The organism is Kitasatospora sp. NPDC004669 (assembly GCF_040609455.1).
GTDB lineage: Bacteria > Actinomycetota > Actinomycetes > Streptomycetales > Streptomycetaceae > Kitasatospora.
Genome location: NZ_JBEXKB010000066.1, coordinates 26,820 through 46,709, shown reverse-complemented (window position 1 = coordinate 46,709; position 19,890 = coordinate 26,820). Strand labels below are relative to the sequence as shown.

20 protein-coding genes and 2 pseudogenes are annotated in these 19,890 nt (G+C 72.1%); 11 read left to right on the top strand and 11 right to left on the bottom strand.

Features of this window, described 5'->3' with window-relative positions:
- Nucleotides 1–168: 168 nt before the first annotated feature.
- A complete protein-coding gene (locus ABZW30_RS37180; RefSeq protein ID WP_355675691.1) occupies nucleotides 169–333 on the bottom strand; it encodes a hypothetical protein in 165 nt (54 codons plus the stop codon).
- 340 nt (nucleotides 334–673) lie between these two features.
- On the opposite strand from ABZW30_RS37180, the gene ABZW30_RS37175 reads away from it, so the two are divergent.
- The 3 genes from ABZW30_RS37175 (at nucleotide 674) to metG (ending at nucleotide 3,598) form a co-directional block, all read left to right on the top strand.
- The gene (locus ABZW30_RS37175) at nucleotides 674–1,522 is read left to right on the top strand and encodes a helix-turn-helix transcriptional regulator (RefSeq protein ID WP_355675690.1); all 849 of its coding nucleotides are present in this window, start codon (nucleotides 674–676) and stop codon (nucleotides 1,520–1,522) included.
- Nucleotides 1,519–1,731: a DUF397 domain-containing protein gene (locus ABZW30_RS37170; RefSeq protein WP_355675689.1), complete on the top strand. Its 213-nt coding sequence runs from the start codon at nucleotides 1,519–1,521 to the stop codon at nucleotides 1,729–1,731. Before ABZW30_RS37175 ends, ABZW30_RS37170 begins: the two co-directional genes overlap by 4 nt.
- A gap of 133 nt (nucleotides 1,732–1,864) precedes the next feature.
- The gene (gene metG, locus ABZW30_RS37165) at nucleotides 1,865–3,598 is read left to right on the top strand and encodes a methionine--tRNA ligase (protein WP_355675688.1); all 1,734 of its coding nucleotides are present in this window, start codon (nucleotides 1,865–1,867) and stop codon (nucleotides 3,596–3,598) included.
- 100 nt (nucleotides 3,599–3,698) lie between these two features.
- Here metG and ABZW30_RS37160 read toward each other — a convergent pair whose 3' ends face one another.
- Nucleotides 3,699–4,595: a hypothetical protein gene (locus ABZW30_RS37160; RefSeq protein WP_355675693.1), complete on the bottom strand. Its 897-nt coding sequence runs from the start codon at nucleotides 4,593–4,595 to the stop codon at nucleotides 3,699–3,701.
- Nucleotides 4,596–4,631: 36 nt separating this feature from the next.
- Here ABZW30_RS37160 and ABZW30_RS37155 point away from each other — a divergent pair.
- Nucleotides 4,632–5,006: pseudogene (locus ABZW30_RS37155) on the top strand (ATP-binding protein); the annotation flags it as partial.
- On the top strand, nucleotides 4,970–5,620 hold the full coding sequence (locus tag ABZW30_RS37150) for a response regulator transcription factor (RefSeq protein WP_355675687.1): 651 nt from the start codon (nucleotides 4,970–4,972) through the stop codon (nucleotides 5,618–5,620). The pseudogene ABZW30_RS37155 and the gene ABZW30_RS37150, both read left to right, overlap by 37 nt.
- Here ABZW30_RS37150 and cutA read toward each other — a convergent pair.
- From cutA to ABZW30_RS37130, 4 genes are all read right to left on the bottom strand, one after another.
- Nucleotides 5,610–5,951 (bottom strand): divalent-cation tolerance protein CutA, encoded by a 342-nt coding sequence (gene cutA / locus ABZW30_RS37145; protein ID WP_355675686.1) that lies wholly within the window; start codon nucleotides 5,949–5,951, stop codon nucleotides 5,610–5,612. The two genes, ABZW30_RS37150 and cutA, sit on opposite strands and share 11 nt — an antisense overlap.
- 149 nt (nucleotides 5,952–6,100) lie before the next feature.
- Nucleotides 6,101–7,042, bottom strand: coding sequence for a class I SAM-dependent methyltransferase (locus tag ABZW30_RS37140; RefSeq protein WP_355675685.1), 942 nt, complete (start codon nucleotides 7,040–7,042; stop codon nucleotides 6,101–6,103).
- 59 nt (nucleotides 7,043–7,101) lie between these two features.
- On the bottom strand, nucleotides 7,102–8,085 hold the full coding sequence (locus tag ABZW30_RS37135) for an NAD(P)/FAD-dependent oxidoreductase (protein ID WP_355675684.1): 984 nt from the start codon (nucleotides 8,083–8,085) through the stop codon (nucleotides 7,102–7,104).
- Nucleotides 8,086–8,167: 82 nt separating this feature from the next.
- Nucleotides 8,168–9,118 (bottom strand): hypothetical protein, encoded by a 951-nt coding sequence (locus tag ABZW30_RS37130; protein ID WP_355675683.1) that lies wholly within the window; start codon nucleotides 9,116–9,118, stop codon nucleotides 8,168–8,170.
- Between the two features lie 165 nt (nucleotides 9,119–9,283).
- On the opposite strand from ABZW30_RS37130, the gene ABZW30_RS37125 reads away from it, so the two are divergent.
- Entirely contained in the window at nucleotides 9,284–10,339 is a 1,056-nt protein-coding gene (locus tag ABZW30_RS37125) for an aldo/keto reductase (protein ID WP_355675682.1), read from the top strand.
- Between the two features lie 78 nt (nucleotides 10,340–10,417).
- Here the strand turns inward: ABZW30_RS37125 and ABZW30_RS37120 are convergent, their stop codons facing one another.
- From ABZW30_RS37120 to ABZW30_RS37110, 3 genes and pseudogenes are all read right to left on the bottom strand, one after another.
- Complete coding sequence (locus ABZW30_RS37120) at nucleotides 10,418–10,987, bottom strand: GNAT family N-acetyltransferase (RefSeq protein WP_355675681.1); 570 nt, start codon at nucleotides 10,985–10,987, stop codon at nucleotides 10,418–10,420.
- Nucleotides 10,988–11,080: 93 nt separating this feature from the next.
- Nucleotides 11,081–11,173, bottom strand: a pseudogene (locus ABZW30_RS37115) (NAD(P)-dependent oxidoreductase); the annotation flags it as partial.
- Between the two features lie 5 nt (nucleotides 11,174–11,178).
- The gene (locus ABZW30_RS37110) at nucleotides 11,179–11,667 is read right to left on the bottom strand and encodes an LURP-one-related family protein (protein ID WP_355675680.1); all 489 of its coding nucleotides are present in this window, start codon (nucleotides 11,665–11,667) and stop codon (nucleotides 11,179–11,181) included.
- Between the two features lie 93 nt (nucleotides 11,668–11,760).
- Here ABZW30_RS37110 and ABZW30_RS37105 point away from each other — a divergent pair, with 93 nt between their 5' ends.
- Genes ABZW30_RS37105 through ABZW30_RS37095 form a run of 3 tightly spaced genes read left to right on the top strand, consistent with a single transcriptional unit; the run spans nucleotide 11,761 to nucleotide 14,564 of the window.
- Complete coding sequence (locus ABZW30_RS37105; RefSeq protein ID WP_355675679.1) at nucleotides 11,761–12,285, top strand: GNAT family N-acetyltransferase; 525 nt, start codon at nucleotides 11,761–11,763, stop codon at nucleotides 12,283–12,285.
- A gap of 47 nt (nucleotides 12,286–12,332) precedes the next feature.
- Entirely contained in the window at nucleotides 12,333–12,704 is a 372-nt protein-coding gene (locus ABZW30_RS37100; protein ID WP_355675678.1) for a hypothetical protein, read from the top strand.
- Nucleotides 12,705–12,749: 45 nt separating this feature from the next.
- A complete protein-coding gene (locus ABZW30_RS37095; RefSeq protein WP_355675677.1) occupies nucleotides 12,750–14,564 on the top strand; it encodes an NHL domain-containing thioredoxin family protein in 1,815 nt (604 codons plus the stop codon).
- A gap of 119 nt (nucleotides 14,565–14,683) precedes the next feature.
- Here ABZW30_RS37095 and ABZW30_RS37090 read toward each other — a convergent pair whose 3' ends face one another.
- A complete protein-coding gene (locus ABZW30_RS37090) occupies nucleotides 14,684–15,997 on the bottom strand; it encodes a M18 family aminopeptidase (RefSeq protein WP_355675676.1) in 1,314 nt (437 codons plus the stop codon).
- A gap of 714 nt (nucleotides 15,998–16,711) precedes the next feature.
- On the opposite strand from ABZW30_RS37090, the gene ABZW30_RS37085 reads away from it, so the two are divergent.
- Nucleotides 16,712–17,218, top strand: a complete 507-nt coding sequence (locus ABZW30_RS37085; protein WP_355675675.1) for a hypothetical protein — start codon at nucleotides 16,712–16,714, stop codon at nucleotides 17,216–17,218.
- 98 nt (nucleotides 17,219–17,316) lie between these two features.
- On the opposite strand, the gene ABZW30_RS37080 is transcribed toward ABZW30_RS37085, so the two are convergent.
- A complete protein-coding gene (locus ABZW30_RS37080) occupies nucleotides 17,317–19,146 on the bottom strand; it encodes an acyl-CoA dehydrogenase (protein ID WP_355675674.1) in 1,830 nt (609 codons plus the stop codon).
- A gap of 284 nt (nucleotides 19,147–19,430) precedes the next feature.
- Between ABZW30_RS37080 and ABZW30_RS37075 the strand changes: the two genes are divergently transcribed.
- Complete coding sequence (locus tag ABZW30_RS37075) at nucleotides 19,431–19,865, top strand: SseB family protein (RefSeq protein WP_355675692.1); 435 nt, start codon at nucleotides 19,431–19,433, stop codon at nucleotides 19,863–19,865.
- The last annotated feature ends 25 nt before the right edge of the window (nucleotides 19,866–19,890 follow it).

Here is a 19,890-nt window from a genome sequence, read left to right as displayed (position 1 = left end):
CCCACTTTCCTGTTCCCCTTTCCCGCCCCGCCCCCCCCCAGGTTTTGGGGGGCCCCCACTTTTTTTTGGGGGGGGGGGGGGGGCCCCGCGCCCCCCCCCCCCCCCCCCCCCACGAAGGAGAAGGAACAGCGACGGGCGACCGGGCGGGAGGAAGGGAACGGGGGCCGGTCACGCCCCTCGGTTCCGCTTGCCAGCGGTGGAATGGCGGGCGGCGAAGCCGCGCTTCGCGGGGCGGGGTAGCCGGGGTTGCATGTTGACCAGCCAGACCAGCCAGCCGACGAAGAGGACGGCGAGGAGGAGAGCCGACAGTCCGGCAACCAGGAGGGCGTTCACCGGGTTGCGGAAATGCGGTGGGGAAGGCGGCGGGCAAGGCGGAGAGGCGAGGGAAGGGGCACGGCTGCCTCCGGTCGGTGATGTCGAGCGCCCTGGCCATGCATCTGATGCGCGTTTAAGGCTGATTGACAGGGCTGAATGGCGACTTGGCGACTGTTTAGGCGACAACAAGTCAGCGAGTGACACGTACGACCTTAGAGTCAGGGTGCCAGAGTTGCTACCGAGCGAGTGAACGTTCACTCCATCGTGGGGTATCCCCCATTTCGCTAGCTAGGGCCCGGTGTCCACGGCACACTTCACCGGAAGCATCGACCGTAGCCGCGATCCGGAGAAGAGAGTCATGCCACCCCGCTTGTCGCCGACCGTGCGCCAGCAGCGCCTCGGGATCGAGCTGCGCAAGATGCGCGAACGTGTGGGCGTGACGCCCAAGAGCCTGGCCGCCACGATCGGCACCGACCTGCCCAAGATCTCCCAGATGGAGAACGGGAAGTCGGGCATCAGCGCCGAGCGGCTGCGGATCTGGGCGCGCACCTGCGGCTGCGCCGACGGCCCGTACCTGGACGCGCTGCTCACGATGACGCAGGACCGGCGGAAGTACTGGTGGGACGGCTACCGGGGCCGGATGCCGAGCGGGATCATCGACATCGCGGAGATGGAACACCACGCGGTCTCGCTGTCCATCCTGAACAGCACCTTCGTCCCCGGCCTGCTGCAGACCCCGGCGTACGCGGCCGCGGTGTTCGAGCGGCTCCCCTCGCACGTCCGGCAGGAGGCGGAGGCCCGGATGGCATTCCGGATCCGGCGCCAGCAGATCTTCGTCGACCACCCGAAGCCGTACAGCGCGGTCCTGCACGAATCCGCGCTGCGGATGCAGTTCGGCGGTCCGGAAGTGCTGCGCGAGCAGTTGCGGAACCTGCTGGAGAATTCCGAACGGCCGGGGCTGGAGGTCAGGGTGATCCCGTTCAGCGTCCCCACCTACACCGGGTCCGGCGAGAGCCTGTATCTCGCCCGCGGGCCGGTCCCGGAGCTGGACACCGTCCAGATCGACCTCTCCCACGGGCCGACGTTCGTGCACACCGAAGCCGAATTGGACTCCTACCGCCGGATCAAGGAGAAGACCGCGGCGATCGCGCTCGGGACGGACGAGTCCCGGGACTTCATCCGGGCCTTACTGAAAGACTTCTCATGAACATACGGCTGAACGTGTGGCGCAAGTCGTCGGCCAGCGGTGAGAGCACCGACTGCGTCGAGGTCAGAGCGGCGGGCGGGCTGGTGGAGATCCGCGAGTCGGACCGCCCCGAGGCGATCGTGCGGACGACGCCGCGCAAGTGGGCGGCGTTCGTCCGCGGGGTGAAGGACGGGGAGTTCGACCGGTACGCCGACTTCACCCGGCCGTGAGGCCGACGCCCGTACGACGCGGCCGCTGCGCGGGCCCCTGCGGCGGTAGGCTTGGCAGCCCACAGTGGACCCCTGCGCCTGGCACAGCACTCCGGGTGGGGTGCGCGTGCGGGAGAAATCGGAGCATCCGAGGATGGCTCGCCACCTGATCACCAGCGCCCTTCCGTACATCAACGGGATCAAGCACCTGGGCAACATGGTCGGGTCCATGCTCCCGGCGGACGTCTACTCCCGCTACCTGCGCCAGCGCGGCCACGAGGTGCTCTACATCTGCGCCACCGACGAGCACGGCACACCCGCCGAGCTGGCCGCGCAGGAGGCCGGGCTGCCGGTCGCCGAGTTCTGCGCCCAGGCGCACGACGCGCAGAAGGCGGTGTACGACGGCTTCGGGCTCTCCTTCGACCACTTCGGCCGCAGCTCCTCGGCGCAGAACCGGGAGATCACCCAGGAGATCGCCCGCGAACTGCAGCGCAACGGCTTCATCGAGGAGCGCTCGGTCCGCCAGGTGTACTCCAACGCCGACGGCCGCTTCCTGCCGGACCGCTACATCGTCGGCACCTGCCCGCACTGCGGCTACGACAAGGCGCGCGGCGACCAGTGCGAGAACTGCACCCGGGTGCTCGACCCGACCGACCTGCTGGAGCCGCGCTCGGCGATCAGCGGCAGCTCCGACCTGGAGGTCCGGGAGACCCGGCACCTGTTCCTGCTGCAGTCGAAGCTGACCGAGGAGGTCGAGCAGTGGATCGCCGCCAACGGCGACGACTGGCCGGTGCTGGCCTCCTCCATCGCCCGCAAGTGGCTGACCGAAGGCCTGCAGGACCGCTCGATCACCCGTGACCTGGAGTGGGGCGTCCCGGTGCCGGCCGACGTGTGGCCCGAACTGGCCGCCGAGGGCAAGGTGTTCTACGTCTGGTTCGACGCCCCGATCGAGTACATCGGCGCCACCAAGGAGTGGGCGGACGCCGCCCCGGCCGGGCACCTGCGGGACTGGAGGTCCTGGTGGTACGAGGCCGACCGGACCGTCCGCTACACCGAGTTCATGGCCAAGGACAACGTCCCGTTCCACACCGTGATGTTCCCGGCGACGATCCTCGGCTCCCGCCGCCCGTGGAAGAAGGTCGACTACGTCAAGGCCTTCAACTGGCTGACGTACTACGGCGGGAAGTTCTCCACCAGCCAGAAGCGCGGCATCTTCACCGATGTCGCGCTGGAGCTGCTGCCGGCCGACTACTGGCGCTACTTCCTGATGGCGCACGCGCCCGAGTCGGACGACTCCAGCTTCACCTGGGACCTCTTCGCCTCGGTGGTCAACAAGGACCTCGCCGACACCCTCGGCAACTTCGTCAACCGGGTGCTCTCCTTCAGCCGCAAGCGCTTCGGTGACGACGTCCCCGGCGGGCACCCGGCGGGCGAGGCCGAGCAGCGCCTCGGCGAGCAGATCGCCGCCCTGCTGGCCGAGTACGAGGCCCAGCTGGACGCGCTCAACTTCCGCAAGGCGGCGCAGAGCCTGCGCGCGCTGTGGAGCGCGGGCAACGCCTACCTGGACGAGAAGGCGCCCTGGCTGCAGGTGAAGACCGACCCGGAGGCGGCGGCGCTGACGCTGCGGACGGCGATGAACCTGATCCACCTGTACGCGGTGGTCTCCGAGCCGTTCATCCCGACCGCGGCGGCGGCCATGCGCGGCGCCTTCGCCCTGCCCGAGGACTCGCCGGCGGCCACCCGTACCTGGGTCGGCGCGGAGGAGGCGCGGGCGCTGGACCTGATCCCGGCGGGGACGGCGTTCACGGTGCCGCCGGTGCTGTTCGCGAAGATCACGGACGAGGACCTGGCGGCCTGGACGGCGCGCTTCGGCGGCGCCGACAGCTAGTCGAGGGCTGGTCGACAGCTGGTCGAGGGCTGATCGAGGGCTAGGACGACGAACAGGCGGGGCCCGGGGGTTCCCGGGCCCCGCCTGCCGGTTTCCGCACTCAGCCGAGCAGGTCCAGCGCGCTGGTCCCGGCCAGGTCGTACGCCCCGGCGAGCAGCAGGAGCAGCAGGGACGCCAGCGTCAGGGCGGTGTAGTGCAGCCGCCCGGGGACGCCCCACCAGCGGCGGCGCCAGGCCAGCACCGTGCAGACCAGCATCGGCGCGGTCAGCGCCAGGGCGGCCAGCACCAGCACCGGGACGACGGTCAACAGCGGCGAGTCGGCCAGGAACAGCGTCTGGTTGAGCTCGTTGGGGTCCGCGGTCAGCAGGGCGAAGCAGGCGGTGGCGGCGAGCAGCAGGGTGCTGACGGCCGCGCCGAGCAGCCGTACGGCCGGCTGGCCTGCCCGGCCCCGGCGGCGCACCAGCCGCACCAGCGCGCCGACCGTCCAGCCGAGCAGGGTCAGGGCGAGCACGGCCAGGCCGGCCAGGGCGGTGATCCGGTGCAGGCCGGGGGCCTGGTACCAGGCGAGCGGCTGGTAGGCGACGGTCGGGTCGGCGTCGGTCAGCAGGGCGGTCACCGCGCCGTCGGCGCCGGTGGGGAAGGCGATCCGCGCGGTGCCGCCGACCTGCTGGAACAGACCGGGCTCGATCTGCTCCCAGTGGGTCTCCTCGGCCTCCGGGTCACGGGTGACCGGGCCGGTGACGGTGAGCCGACCGTCGGCGGCGGTGACGTGCAGCGAGCCCATCAGGGCGGCGGCCTTGGTGAGGTTGCTGCGGCTGGTGCGGGTGGAGCGGTAGTCGCCGGTGTAGCGGTCCAGGCCCGTGGTGATCGGGGCGGTGGCGATCGGCACGGTCGGGGCGGCGGGGGCGGCAGGGTAGAAGCGGTCGAGGAAGGCGTTGAGCACCTGCTGGGTGGCCCAGCCGCCGGTGCTGTCGACGCCGTCGCCGTTGAGGGTCACGTACAGGCCGACGCCGCGCTGCGGCAGCAGGGCCAGGCTGAAAGGGCGTTGGGCATGGACAGCCCGCTGGACGTGACCGTGGTCGCCGAACTGCCGGGCCGGGCCGAGGCGCCGGTCGAGTCGGCCTTCTACTTCGCCGTCTCGGAGGCGTTGACCAACGCCGCCAAGCACTCCGGCGCCGAGCACGTGGACGTCCAACTCTGGTACCAGGACGGCCTGCTGAAGGCCCAGGTCATCGACGACGGGAGGGGCGGCGCCGACCCCTCGCGCGGCACCGGGCTGCGCGGCCTGGAACGGCGGCTTGCTACCTTCGACGGAGCCCTGGCCGTCCACAGCCCGCTCGGCGGCCCCACGACCCTGACCATGGAGCTGCCGTGCGAGTTGTCCTCGCCGAGGACCTCTTCCTCCTGAGGGACGGTCTGGTCCGGATGCTGCAGGCCTACGACTTCGAGGTCGTGGCCGCGGTCGACACCGGACCGGACCTCCTGCAGGCCCTCCTCACCGAGCGCCCGGACGTGGCCGTGGTCGACGTACGGCTGCCCCCGACGTTCACCGACGAGGGCCTCCAGGCGGCGCTGGCGGCACGGCGGCAGATCCCCGGACTGCCGGTGCTGGTGCTGTCCCAGTACGTCGAGCAGCTCTACGCCAAGGAGTTGCTCGCCGACGGCAGCGGCGCGATCGGCTACCTGCTGAAGGACCGGGTCTTCGACCCCGACCAGTTCGTGGAGGCGGTCCAGCGGGTGGCAGCGGGCGGCACCGTGCTGGACCCGCAGGTGATCGCCATGCTGGTCAGCAGCACCGAACGGCGCAAGCCGCTGGACCGGCTGACGCCCCGTGAGCGCGAGGTGCTGGAGCTGATGGCGGAGGGGCGCTCCAACGCGGCGATCGCCGAGCGGATGGTGATCACGGAACGGGCGGTGAAGAAGCACACCGCCAACATCTTCCTCAAGCTCGACCTGCCACCCTCCGAGGAGGACCACCGCCGGGTGCGGGCGGTGCTGGCCTTCCTGGAGGTCACGTCCTGAGCGGTCCGGCCGTCTCCTCCGCCACCCAGGCCAGGTAGCCGGGGCTGCCGGAGACCACCGGTACGGCGATCACCTCGGGCGTCTCGTACGAGTGCCGTCCGGCGATGAACCCGGCGAGGCGGTCGGCGAGTCCGGCCCGGGTCTTGAGGTCGATCCGCCACTCCTCGGCGTCCTGCACCTCGCCGTCCCACCAGTACACCGACCGGACGGGGTACACCTGCGCGCAGGCCGCCAAGCGCTCCCGCACCACGGCGGCGGCGAGGGAGCGGGCCTGCTCCTCGCTCTCGTGGGTGGTGGTCACCACGACGAAGCCCTGCTGGTTCGCTGTCATGCCCCGACGGTAGCGGGAGCACGGACGGTATCCCGGAGCCGCGACGATAGCCGGAGCCCGGGCGGCAGGCCCGACAGCGGCCCGGAGCCCCGTCGCCGCGGTCTCGCAAGCGCGGCGACGGGGCGGCTCGGGTGCCCGCGGGCCCGGGGTCAGGCCCGGCGGGCGGTGTGGACGGTCATGGCGGAGAGGTAGAAGGCATCCGGGCGGTTGAGGATGCCGGTGGGGGCGTCCTCGGCGAGGAGGGCCTCCAGCGTGGCGCGGTCCTCCGGGATGAGCGCCTCGGCCAGCTGGTCGTGGCGGCGGCGGAGCTGGGTGTGCAGGTACTCCCGGACGGGACGGGCGAGCGGCGCCGGGTGGTCGACCAGGAAGGTGCGGGTGCCGCTGGGGACCAGTCCGGCCCGGCGCAGCATGGCCGGCCAGTCCTCGATCTCCTCGGTGGTGTCCGGAAGTTCGGCGCGCATGGCGCTGAAGCCGTCCTCGTGGGCCGCGTCCAGCCGGGCCTGGAAGCCGGGCCGGCCGAGGCCGAAGTCCCGGGGCAGGAAGCGCGGCGGCAGGCCGCTCTCGGCGACGGCGAGCAGGCCGCCGGGCCGCAGCCGCGCGCCCAGAGCGGTGAGCGCGGCCTGCTGGTCGCCGAGGTGGTGGATCGCGTTGCCGGACCAGATCAGGTCGGCCTCACCGAGCTTCTCGAACTCGGCGGGCAGGTCGGCCTGCTGGGTGCCCAGCCGACCGCCGGAGCGGGTCCGGGCGCGCTCCAGCAGGGCGGCCGACTGGTCGACGGCGACCACCTCGGCCGCCGGGAAGACCTCGGCGAGCAGCCCGGCGATCACCCCGGGACCGCTGCCGACGTCGAGGGCCCTGCGTACGCCGCCTTCGCCGGACAGGCCGGACAGACCGAACAGCCAGCGCGCGGCCTCGGTGACGGCTCCGGCGCGCAGGTCGGCCTCCTGCTCCAGGTGCGCCGCGAGGGCGTCCCAGTCCAGGTCGGCGGCGGGGACGTGGCCGTGGCCGTGGCCGTGGCCGTGCTGGTGACCGTGGCCGTGCTGATCCTGGTCCTGATGCTGATGCTGGTGCTGGTGCTGGTGCGAGGACATGGCCTCTCCTCCCGGATGGTGCGTCGTGGGTTGTCGGTGGGTCGACGAAAGCTTCCCGCTCAGGCGGGTACGGCGGCGTCGGACGCGCGACCCCGCCGATCGGCGAGGAGGGCGACCGCCCGCTCGACCTCCTCCGCCGCGAGGTCGTGGTCCAGCGCGAATGCGGCGGCCGCGCCCATCCCGGCGGCGGTGACCACCTGGGCGCGCGGGTCGGCGACGTTGCCGACCGCCCAGACGCCGGACACGCCGGTGCGCCCGGTCCGGTCGGTGGTGACCCAGCCGTTGTCGTCCCGCTCGCAGTCGAGGCCGAAGAGCAGCGCGTCCCGGGGCACCGGCTGCGGGAAGACGAACACCGCCTCGCGCAGCACCACCTGCCCGTCGGCGAGCTCGATGCCGCGCAGTCGCCCGTCGTCGGCGACCAGGCGGACGATCCGGCCCTCGACCACCCGAACACCCCGGGCGGCGAGCCGCTCCCGGTCGGCATCGGTCAACGCGAGGGTGTGCGCGAGCAGCACCACGTCGGCCGACCACTGCCGCAGGATCAGCGCCTGGTCGACCGCGCCCGGGCCGGTGCCGAGCACCCCGAGCGGGCGGTCGCGGACCTCCCAGCCGTGGCAGTACGGGCAGTGCAGCACGTCGACGCCCCAGCGCTCGGCCAGGCCCGGCAGCTCCGGCAGTCCGTCGCGCAGGCCGGTGGCGACCACCACCCGACGGGCGTGCAGCACCGGCCCACCGGCCAGGTGCACCACGAAGCCGGGCTCGACCGACTCGGCGGCCTCGATGTGCTCGACCCGCCCGTCGATCAGGTCCGCCCCGTACCGGGCGACCTCCTCCCGCCCGACCGCCAGCAGCGCCGCCGGGGGCATGCCGTCCCGGCTCAGGTAGCCGTGCATGTGCGCGGCGGGGGCGTTGCGCGGCTCACCCGCGTCCACCACCGCGACCCGCCGCCGGGCCCGGCCCAGCACCAGGGCGGTGCTCAGTCCCGCCGTGCCCGCGCCGACCACCACCACGTCGTAGCGCTCCGTCGTCCTCATCTCGCTCATGGCGCTCACCTCCGACGCCAGGCTGCGACCGACCATCCTGTGTCGGCAAGCTTTGTTGCCATCTCAGCAAACACCTCCACTCTCACTCCGCGGTCCGCAGCCAGTACGAGCGGGCCGCCACCGCCAGCGCCACGCCGTACCCGGCGAAGGCGCACGCCCCGACCCAGCCCACCTGCAGCGCCTGCTCGGCCGTGGCGAGCTCGCCCTGCCGGATGCCGAACACCCCGACCGCGCACAGCGCGAGGTAGCCGATCCCGACCAGCCCGTAGGGCACCAGCGTGGCCGCGCCGATCAGCGCCGGGGTGAGCGGCAGCCAACGCGGGACGCGACGGCCGCGCAGCGGCAGGGTCCAGCGCGGGAACACCTGCCCCCACGGCCGCACCAGCCCCCAGAGCAGGAACACCCCGATCGCCGCCAGCAGCACCGTGCCGTCCAGCCCCCAGCGCTCCAGGGCGAGCCAGAGCCCGGAGGAGCCGTTGTGCACGTAGCCGGCGTACATCTGGTCACCGCTGATCCCGGCGAAACTGCCGCCGAAGGCCCAGATCAGCTTCATCACCACATACGGAACGAAGGCCAAGGTCCCCGCCCAGGCCGCGAGTTGGACGGTGGCCGGGGCCGACGACGGGGCCGCGGGGGGAGCCGCCGCTCGGACGACCGGCCGCCCGGCCCGGGCGGCAGCGGCCAGCAGCAGCGCCCCGACCGCCGCCAGCGCCTTGTGCACCGCGTCCGCGACGCTGTCCACGCTCTGCCCGAACATCAGCGTCACCACATCCATCAGCAGGCTCCAGGCCGCCACCGCGGCCAGCCCGCACAACAGCCACAGCGCCCCCGTCAGCCATCGCACCGGCCCCAGCCGTACCGCCACCCACCCGGCCACGGCCGCCGCCAGGCCCACCCCGGCGACCACCCACCCCAACCAGGAGGCGCCCCACAGTGCGGTCCCGCTCAGCGCGCAGCCCAGCCCGAACCCGCCGTAGCCGACACCCCAACCGGCCACCGCCCAACCGTTCCTGCCCCACCCCTGCTTCGCCATGGCCCCAGGCTCGCCCGCGCCGCCGCACCCCGGCGTCCGCCGGAACGACGATCCGACTCCCCCTCCCGAGGGATCCACGGCAGGCCCTTGCCTTGGAGCGCACTCCAACTCCTAGCCTCTGACGCACCACCGCATCACCGACCCACCACCAGGGGGAGCACAACCATGCGCTACCGCGTCCTCGGCGGCACCGGCATCGAAGTGAGCGCCTACTGCCTCGGCACGATGATGTTCGGCGCGATCGGCAACCCGGACCACGACGACTGCGCCCGGATCGTCAACGCCGCGCTCGACCGGGGCATCAACTTCATCGACACCGCCGACATCTACTCGGCCGGCGAGTCCGAGGAGATCGTCGGCAAGACGCTGGCCGCCCGCGGCGACCGGGACGACATCGTGCTCGCCACCAAGGCGCACTTCCCGATGGGCGAGGGCCGCAACCGGGGCGGCAACTCCCGGCGTTGGATCGTCCGCGAGATCGAGGAGAGCCTGCGCCGACTGCGCACCGACCGGATCGACCTCTACCAGATCCACCGGCCGGACCACACCACGGACATCGAGGAGACCCTCTCCGTCCTCGGCGACCTCGTCCGGGCCGGCAAGATCCGCGCCTTCGGCTGCTCGACCTTCCCCGCCGAGCAGATCGTGGACGCCCACCACGTCGCCGAGCGCCGCGCCCTGCCGCGTTTCCGCACCGAACAGCCGCCGTACTCGTTGCTCGCCCGCGGCGTGGAGCGGGACGTGCTGCCGGTGGTGCAGCGGCTCGGGATGGGCGCGCTGACCTGGGGCCCGCTGGCCGGCGGCTTCCTCACCGGCCGCTACCGCAAGGGCCTGGAGATCGACCTCACCCGCGGCCGCGCCGCCATCAACCCGGGCCGTTTCGACCCTGCGCTGCCCACCACGGCCGCCAAGCTGGACGCGGTCGAGGCCTTCACCGATCTCGCCGAGGAGCTCGGCCGCACCCTGCCCGAGCTGGCCGTGGCCTTCCCGCTGGCCCACCCCGCGGTCACCTCGGTGATCCTCGGCCCGCGCACCATGGAGCAGTTGGACTCCGCCCTCAAGGGCGCCGACCTGGTCCTGGACGATGCCGTCCTGGACCGGATCGACGCCATCGTGCCGCCCGGCACGAACCTCTACCAGGCCGACGGCGTCTGGCAGCCGCCGGCCCTCACCACCCCGGCCATGCGCCGCCGCCCGGCCGCCGAGCGCCAGGCGGGCTGACGCTCCGCGGGCTGGAGGACGGCGGGCTGACGCTCAGCGGGCCGGGGCTCGGCAGGCTGGGGGCGGGCTTGGGACAGCTCACCCCCTCGGCGCGGCGAAGCAGTGGATCAGGACCGTACGGCCGGAGGCCCACCGCTGTTCGCCGCTACCGAGCAGGGCCCAGCCCAGGCGGCGGTAGAGGGTCACGGCGGCGGTGTCGGTGGCGAGCACGTCGAGCACGGGGTGCAGCCCGAGCGCCCGCGCGTGCACCACGGCGCTCGCCAGCAGTCGGGCGCCGGTCCCGTGGCCGCGCGCCGCCGGGGCGACGTACAGGCGGCCGATCACGGCGGTCAGTTCGGGGCGCCCGCCGGTCCGCAGGCTCCACAGACCGGGGGCGACATCGCCCGGGTCACTGCGGGAGATTCCGACGTGCCCGGCGATCCGGCCCCCCGCCTCGGCGACCCAGGCGGCCAGCAGGCCGTCCGGGGTGAGCCAGGCGGCGGGCCGCTCGGGCCAGTCGGCGGGGTAGCCGTCGACGGTGTGGACGTCGGACAGCACCCGGACGCAGTCGGCGAGGTCGGCGGCGCGACGCCGTCGGACGCCCACCCCCGCACCGGTCTGCCGAGAGCCGGACGCGACGACGTTGGCGCGTTCTTCAAGGTCAGCCATGCCGGTACGTTACCGGCCGCCCCTCACCGTCGCAGCAGGTCGACGACCCCGGTCAGGTCCTCCTCGCCGCTGCCGAGCTCCAACCGGCGCTCCGCTGAGCAGCGCCACGTCGTGCAGCGCCGCGCACCCGGCGTCCCCGCCCACGTACCGGGTGTCTGCCGGAACGGCGAGGGCCGCCCGGTGCTCCAGCCTCAGTGCTCCTCCGCCACCAGGTGGTCCACGCAGGCCGCGACGGCCAGCAGCAGCCCGGTGTCCGCGCCGTCGGCGATCTCCACGCCGTAGGTGTCGCGGACCCGGAACCACTTGCGGGAGATCCGGGCGAGCTCGTCGCCGTGGTGGTTCTCGACCCGGTAGTCCTTGTCGATCAGATTGCCGTGGATCTTCAGCTCGCCGCCGGAGGCCAGCTCCACCAGGTACTTGTCCCGGAACGGGGTGAACAGCTTCTCCCGGACGGTCGCGATCACCTCGCCGTCGGCGTCCTCGACCTTCATCGCGTCGCGGACGGTGAGCATCTTCTCCTTCACCACCGCGACCACCCGCCCGTGCGAGTCCTTCAGCTCGAAGGTGTGCCGCAGCCGCAGCACCTTGCCGTCCACCAGGAAGGCCTTGCGCCCCCGGTCGTCCTCGATCCAGTAGTCGTCGCCGACCGCGAACAGCTTCTCCCTGACCAGGTACCGCACCACAGCCTCCTCCGTCGTCGGGTGTCCGTCCCCATTCGACCCGACCCCCCACCCGGCACGAAGCACCGCCACGCGGCCGCGTTCAATACCGTCATGCGACCCGACCTCGACACCCCGCTGCACAGCGAGCGCCTCGACCTGCTGCCGCTCGCCTCCGAACACGCCGACGAACTGACCGCCGCCCTCGCCGACCCCGCCCTGCACATCTTCACCGGCGGCCGCCCGGCCACCCCCGAGGAGATGCGCGCCCGCTGCGCCCGCCTGGCCGCCGGCTCCCCCGACCCCGCCGAGGCCTGGGGCAACTGGGTCCTGCGACTGCGCGCCGACAGCGCCCTGACCGGCTATGTCCAGGCCACCGTCCGCTCCGAAGTCTCCGAAGTCTCCGAAGCCGAACTCGCCTGGGTGGTCGGCACCCCCTGGCAGGGCCGCGGCCTCGCCACCGAAGCCGCCCGCACCCTCCTCACCCACCTCACCGCCGTCGGCATCACCACCGCCGTCGCCCACATCCACCCCGACCACCACGCCTCGGCCCGCATCGCCCACGCCCTCGGCCTACGCCCCACCCCGCACACCCAGGACGGCGAAATCCGCTGGCAGGCCGATCTTCCGCAGCCGTAGCACCCGAGCCCCACCGCCCCCCCCCGGAAGGCCCATAGGAGCACCCCGTGTCCGTCGACGCCGGCCTTCACCTGCGCTGGCCCGGGGGCGGCCTGGTGGAGAGCGCCTTCGACATCGACGACCCAGCCGGCTACTGGACCTCCACCCGAACCGCCCGCCTCATCCCTCCGCCCGCCGAGGCCGCCGACGCCGTCACCGAGAGCCTCGCCCTCCGCGCAGCCGAGCTGCCGTTCCACCACACCGCGCGCTTCACCGGCCACCGGGTCACCCCCGAGGAGCTCGACGCCTTCTCCGACCGCCTCGTCGCCGAGCTGACCCGCCCCGGCGAGCAGACCGACGTCACCCTGTGGATCAACGACCGCCTCACCCGCCACGAGGCCGCCGTCCAGCCCGTCACCGACCTCCGACTGCTCGCCTGACCCCACCCGGAATGCCGTCCACCGCCGATGGGGTTGGATACAGGCATGGCATCTCGTGCACGTGTACGCGCCCCCGAGCTGGTCGGGGCAGGCGGTTGGCTGAACACCGGCGGCAAGGAGCTCACGCTCGCCGACTTCCGGGGCAAGATCATCGTCCTGGACTTCTGGACCTTCTGCTGCATCAACTGTCTGCACGTCCTGGACGAGCTGCGGGAGCTGGAGGAGAAGCACCGCGACACCGTGGTGATCGTCGGAGTGCACTCGCCGAAGTTCGTGCACGAGGCCGACCACCAGGCCGTGGTGGACGCGGTGGCCCGGTACGAGGTGCACCACCCGGTGCTGGACGACCCGGCGCTGGTGACCTGGAAGCAGTACGCCGTCCGGGCCTGGCCGACGCTGGTGGTGATCGACCCGGAGGGGTACGTGGTCGCCCAGCACGCCGGAGAGGGGCACGCCCACGCGATCGCCCGGCTGGTCGAGGAGCTGGAGGCCGAGCACGCCGCCAAGGGCACGCTGCGCCGCGGCGACGGCCCGTACGTGGCGCCCGAGCCGACCGCCGGGGACCTCAAGTTCCCCGGCAAGGCGGTCCGGCTGCCGAGCGGCAACCTCCTGGTCGCCGACTCCGGCCACCACAGCCTGGTGGAGCTGGCCGAGGACGGCGAGACGGTGGTGCGCCGGATCGGTGACGGCCAGCGCGGCCTGGTGGACGGCACCAGGCCCCGGTTCAGCGAGCCGCAGGGCCTCGCGCTGCTTCCGGAGGGTTCCGACTACGACGTGATCGTCGCCGACACCGTCAACCACGCGCTGCGCGGCGTCCGGCTGGCCGACGGGAGCGTCACCACCCTGGCCGGCACCGGCCGCCAGTGGTGGCAGGGCTCGGCCACCGAGGGCCCGGCCCGCGAGGTGGACCTCTCCTCGCCGTGGGACGTCGCCTGGTTCGACGGCCGGGTGTGGATCGCGATGGCCGGCGTGCACCAGCTGTGGGCGTACGACCCGGCCGCCGGCACCGTCGGCGTCGCGGCCGGCACCACCAACGAGGGCCTGGTGGACGGCCCCGTCGCCGAGGCCTGGTTCGCCCAGCCGTCCGGGCTGGCGGTCTCCGCGGACGGCGAGAGGCTCTGGGTCGCCGACTCCGAGACCTCGGCGCTGCGGTTCGTTTCACGTGGAACGAAGACGGTCCAAACCGCCGTCGGCACCGGCCTGTTCGACTTCGGGCACCGCGACGGCGCGGCCGACCAGGCCCTGTTCCAGCACCCGCTGGGCGTCACCGTGCTGCCGGACGGCTCGGTGGCCGTCGCCGACACCTACAACCACGCGCTGCGCCGCTTCGACCCGGCGAGCGGCGAGGTCACCACCCTGGCCACCGACCTGCGCGAGCCCTCCGGCGCGGTGCTGGTGGACGGCGACATCGTGGTCGTCGAGTCGGCCCGGCACCGGCTGACCCGGCTGCGGTTGCCCGAGGAGGCCGTCCAGGTCGAGTCGGTGGCGCACCGCACCCAGCGCGCGGCCACCGAGGTCGCCCCCGGCGCCTTCCAGCTGGACGTGGTCTTCGAGGCGCCGAGCGGCCAGAAGCTGGACGAGCGCTACGGCCCGTCCACCCGCCTGCTGGTCAGCTCCACCCCGCCCGAGCTGCTGGTCTCCGGTGCGGGCGCGGACTCCGCCCTCTCCCGTGAGCTGGTGCTCTCCGACCAGGTCACCGAGGGCGTCCTGCACGTCTCGGCGATGGCGGCCTCCTGCGACGACGACCCGGAGATCGAGTACCCGGCCTGCCACGTGCACCAGCAGGACTGGGGCGTGCCGGTGAAGCTGGTCGCCGACGGCGCCCGCCGCCTCCCGCTGGTCCTGGCCGGGATGGAGTAACCGGGCAGCGGGGTGACCGGGCAACCGAAGTAACCGGGCAACCGGAAGAGGCGGCAGCCGAAAGCGGCGGGGCCCGGCGGACATCACGTCCGCCGGGCCCCGCCGCTTCACCAGGGGGCTCAGCCCTCCAGGAACGCCTTGATCGCGCTCGCCAGCAGGTACGGGTCCTCCGCACCGCACAGCTCGCGCGCCGAGTGCATGGACAGCGCCGCGATGCCGCAGTCCACCGTCTTGATGCCCAGCCGCGCCGCCGTGATCGGGCCGATGGTCGTCCCGCAGGGCATGGCGTTGTTGGACACGAAGGTCTGCCACGGCACGCCGGCCTTCTCGCAGGCCGCGGCGAACACCGCCCGGCCGACGCCGTCGGTCGCGTAGCGGTTGTTGACGTTGACCTTGAGGATCGGCCCGCCGTTCGGCATCGGGTGGTGGCCCGGCTCGTGCCGCTCGGTGTAGTTCGGGTGGACGGCGTGGCCCATGTCCGAGGAGAGGCAGACGGTGCCGGCCAGCGCCCGGGCACGGTCCTCCGGGTTTCCGCCGCGGGCGTGGATCGTCCGGTCGATCACATTGCCGAGCATCGGGCTCTGTGCGCCGGTGTCGGACTCGCTGCCGGTCTCCTCGTGGTCGAAGGCGGCCAGCACCGGGATGTACGGCAGCTCGACGGCGCCTTCGGCGGCGGCGGTCGCCACGGCGGCGAGCGCGGCGGTGGCCGCGTGCACCGACAGCAGGTTGTCCAGCCGCGGGGCGGCCAGCAGCTCGCGGTCGCGGCCCAGGTAGGAGGCGGGCTGGACGTCGTGGGTCATCAGGTCCCAGCCGACCACGTCCTCGACGGCCAGACCGGCCCGCTCGGCGACGTAGGAGATCAGGGAACCCTCGTCCACCGGGCCGAGGCCCCAGATCGGGGTGACGTGGCGCTGCCGGTCGAGCTTCATGCCGTCGTTGACCTGGCGGTCCAGGTGGATGGCGAGCTGCGGCACGCGCAGCAGCGGCTCGTCCAGTTGGACGAGCCGCGCACTACCGTCCTTGAGCGCGAGTCTGCCGGACAGCCCGAGGTCACGGTCGAGCCAGGTGTTCAGCGGCACCCCGCCGTAGATCTCCACCGCGACCTGCCGCCAGCCGGCCGAACCGGTGTCCGGCAGCGGCTTGACCCGGAGGTTGGGCGAGTCGGTGTGAGTGCCGACGATGCGGAACGGCGTCTCCGCGCCGGCCCCTTCCGGCAGGTACCAGGCGATCAGCGCACCGCCGCGGATCAGGTAGCGCCCTCCGGCCGCCCCGTCCCAGGCGTCCGTCTCGGCGACCTGACGGAATCCCGCCTTCTCCAGGCGCTCGGCGGCGCTCGCGACCGCGTGGTACGGGGACGGCGAGGTGCCGAGGAACGCGATCAGGTCGTCGGTGTGCGTCCGGTCGAAAAATGCCCGGCGGGCGGCGGTCGACATACTGCTCCTGGGTCGAGGGAGGGCCGAAGCCGGATGGGGAGTCGGCTTCGCACCTTGAGCATATGCCCGTACACGGACATGGCATTCGGAAGCTCTCATCGGCGCGGAACCCGGACACACCCGCGGACCGCCCCGCGCCGAACTCCGCCCGCCCGGAGAGTTCCTGTGGTTCGGGTACGGCCGTCCCCGCCCTCGGCTCAGCCGGCCTTCGGTGCCTCCAACCGCTGCACCGACTCCCCCACCGGCAACTCCGAGCGCGATTCCATCCCCACCCCCGAGCCGATCCGAGTCCGGAACTCACCACGGGCATTCGATCGAATACCCGACATCCGTGTGGCACGCGTCACCACGGCATCGACTCCGATGGAGGGCATAGCGATCCATCCGTCTCGAAACGTAAGACGCCTAATGGCAACTCGCCGATTTCACAACGAAGTTCCAGTCCAAATTCCTGGCTCTCCGAGCCCTCCCGGGAGAGGATCTGTCCCGTGCGAACCGTCCGACGCGTTCGCACACGTCGGCCCCGCCGTGCCGGGCGAGGCCGGCGCGGCCAAGCTCGCCGCGCACAAGCCGCGGAACGAGGACCTGCTCCGCAAGGCCGGCCACCTCGTCGCCGACGGCACGAGCAGGTGACGGCCACACGTTCGCTCACATCCGCCCGGCTGCCGGGCGGATGACACTGGTAGCGGTGAAGTCCCCGGGGAGAGTGCCCTGTTGACCACAACGACGAGTACCGCCGACGAGACCGTCGAACCGCCGCCGCCCCCCGCCCGGTCCCGGGCCGCGCGGCGGCGGAGGGTGCTGCTGGGGGTGGCGCCGGCCGCCGCACTGGTGGCGGTGGGCGGGGTGGGGGCGGCGACGCTGGTGAAGTCCCCGGCGGAGCGGGCCGCGCAGACCGCGCCGCCACCGAACAGCCTGCTCACCGCGCCGGTGGTCAGCCAGGTGCTGACGCCCTCGGTGGCCGCCCGCGCGGTGGTGTACCCGCCCGCGCAGTACAACGTGGTCCCGGCCGCCGCCTCGACCGATGTCACCCAGCTGTTCGTCTCCAAGCTGGGGGTGAAGCAGGGGGACACCGTCAGGGCCGGCGAGTTGCTCGCCGAGGTGTCCGGCCAGCCGCTGTTCGCCCCGCTGATCGGCACGGTCGTCGGCCTGCCGGCCGGCCTCTACCCAGCCCTGCACGCGGCCCGGACGGACCCGCTGCAGGCGCTGCGGAGCGCCTAGCGGACGAACAGGCGCGGAGGAACACCGAAGGGCCCGGTGGCAGCCGGGCCCTTCGGTGTGAGGGTTTTCGTCAGGCGGTCAGAAGGGGGTGCCAGGCCTTAGAAGGCCTCCTCCGCCAGCTCCATGATCTCGTTGTCGATGCCCTCGGCGATCGCCCGCTGCGGAGCGACGGTCGGGAGGATGTTCTTGGCGAAGAAGCGGGCCGCCGCGACCTTGCCCTGGTAGAACGGCACGTCCTTCTCGGAGGCGCCGGCCTCCAGCTTGGCCAGGGCCACCGCGGCCTGGCGCAGCAGCAGCCAGCCGACCACGACGTCGCCGGAGACCATCAGCAGGCGGGTGGTGTTGAGGCCCACCTTGTACATGTTCTTGACGTCCTGCTCGACCGAGGAGAGGTCGGCGAGCAGCTTGCCGATGATGGCCTCCAGGTCGCCGGCGGCCGTGGCGAGCAGCTTGCGCTCGGCGGCCAGGGCGTCGCCGCCCTCGGCCGAGCCGAGGAACTTCTGGATCTGCTCGTTCAGGGCGGTCAGCGCCTGGCCGCCGTCCTTGACGATCTTGCGGAAGAAGAAGTCCTGGCCCTGGATCGCCGTGGTGCCCTCGTACAGGGTGTCGATCTTGGCGTCGCGGATGTACTGCTCGATCGGGTACTCCTGCAGGTAGCCGGAGCCACCGAAGGTCTGCAGGGACTGGGCGAGCTGCTCGTAGGACTTCTCCGAGCCGTAGCCCTTGACGATCGGCAGGAGCAGGTCGTTCAGGCGCTCGGCGGCCTCGTCGCGCTCGCCGCGCAGCTTGGCGGCCAGCATGTCGTCCTGGACCGACGCGGTGAACAGGACCAGCGCGCGCATGCCCTCGGCGTAGGCCTTCTGGGTCAGCAGCGAGCGGCGTACGTCCGGGTGGTGGGTGATGGTGACGCGCGGGGCGGTCTTGTCCAGGAACTGCGAGATGTCGGCGCCCTGCACGCGCTCCTTGGCGTACTCCAGGGCGTTCAGGTAGCCGGTGGAGAGGGTGGCGATGGCCTTCGTGCCGACCATCATGCGGGCGAACTCGATGATCTTGAACATCTGGCGGATGCCGTCGACCTTCTCGCCGAGCAGCCAGCCCTTGGCCGGGTGCTTGGCACCGAAGGTCATCTCGCAGGTGTTCGAGGCCTTGAGGCCCATCTTGTGCTCGACGTTGGTGGCGTAGGCGCCGTTGCGCTCGCCGAGCTCGCCGGTCTCCCAGTCGAAGTCGTACTTCGGGACGATGAACAGGCCCAGGCCCTTGGTGCCCGGCTTACCGCCCTCGGGGCGGGCCAGCACCATGTGGATGATGTTCTCGGACATGTCGTGCTCGCCCGAGGTGATGAAGCGCTTCACACCCTCGATGTGCCAGGAGCCGTCCTCCTGCTTGATCGCCTTGGTGCGGCCGGCGCCCACGTCGGAGCCCGCGTCGGGCTCGGTGAGGACCATGGTGGAGCCCCACAGGCGGTCGGTCATGCGCTTGGCGACCTCGAGCTGCTCCTCGGTGCCCTCCTCGGCGATGACGCCGGCGAAGGCCGGGCCGGAGGAGTACATCCAGATGGCGGGGTTCGAGCCCAGGATCTGCTCGGCGAAGGCCCAGATCAGCGAGTTCGGGGTGACCTGGCCACCGATCGACTCCGGGATGCCCAGGCGCCACCACTCGGCGTCCATGAAGGTCTGGTAGCTCTTCTTGAACGTGGCCGGGATCGGGGCGGTGTTGGTCTCCGGGTCGAAGACCGGCGGGTTGCGGTCGGTGTCGGTGAAGGACGCGGCGAGGTCGTTCTCGGCGAGGCGCGCGATCTCGCTCAGGATGTTCTTCGCGGTCTCGACGTCCATGTCGGCGAACGGTCCGGTGCCGTACACCTGGTCGCGACCGAACACCTCGAAGAGGTTGAACTCCACGTCCCGCAGGTTGGACTTGTAGTGACCCATGGCCTGTTTTCTCCGGTTCGTCGCTTCCGGGTGACCGCCGCTTTTCGGGCGCCCCGTACCCACCAGTAGGCATCATGATGCTACCCAGCGGTAACTTGGGCAAGCCCCTGGCGGTGAATCGCCTATGAACGTGGTCACGTCCCACAGCCAGGGCGACCACTCCTTGTCAGGATCGACGCCAGCGCGGGCGGGTGCGCTCCCGCTAGCCTGTCCGTGTGTACGGATATGACCAGAACGCATACCCGGGTGACCCCTACCAGCAGCAGGCGGGTCCGCAGCCGGGCATGAACGGCATGCCCGGACCCGACGCGTACGGCGCACAGGGGCAGGCGTCCCAGCAGTCGCTGTACCCCGAGCCCTCCCCGCCGTCGCTGGCGGACGCCGTCCGGGCCTTCACCACCGGCTCGATGGCGGTCGAGGACTTCCAGGCGATCTTCATCACCTCGAAGGTGCACTGCCCGCGCGGCGACCGCCCCGGCTTCCTGGCACTGCACAACACCCCGACACCGGTGATCCCGATGTTCAGCTCGCTCAAGGAGCTGCGCCGCTACGCCGGCAAGGACTCCAAGCACTTCACCGTCACCGGCGCCGAGGTCCTGGACCTGCTGCCGACCGGCTACGGCTTCGCGCTGGACATGGAGGGCGAGCACCGGATGGTGTTCGACGCCAAGGCCGTCGAGCAGATGGTCGACTTCACCATGCGCCGGATGTACGGCTGACGACCGCTCCGCGGCCGTCGGCCAC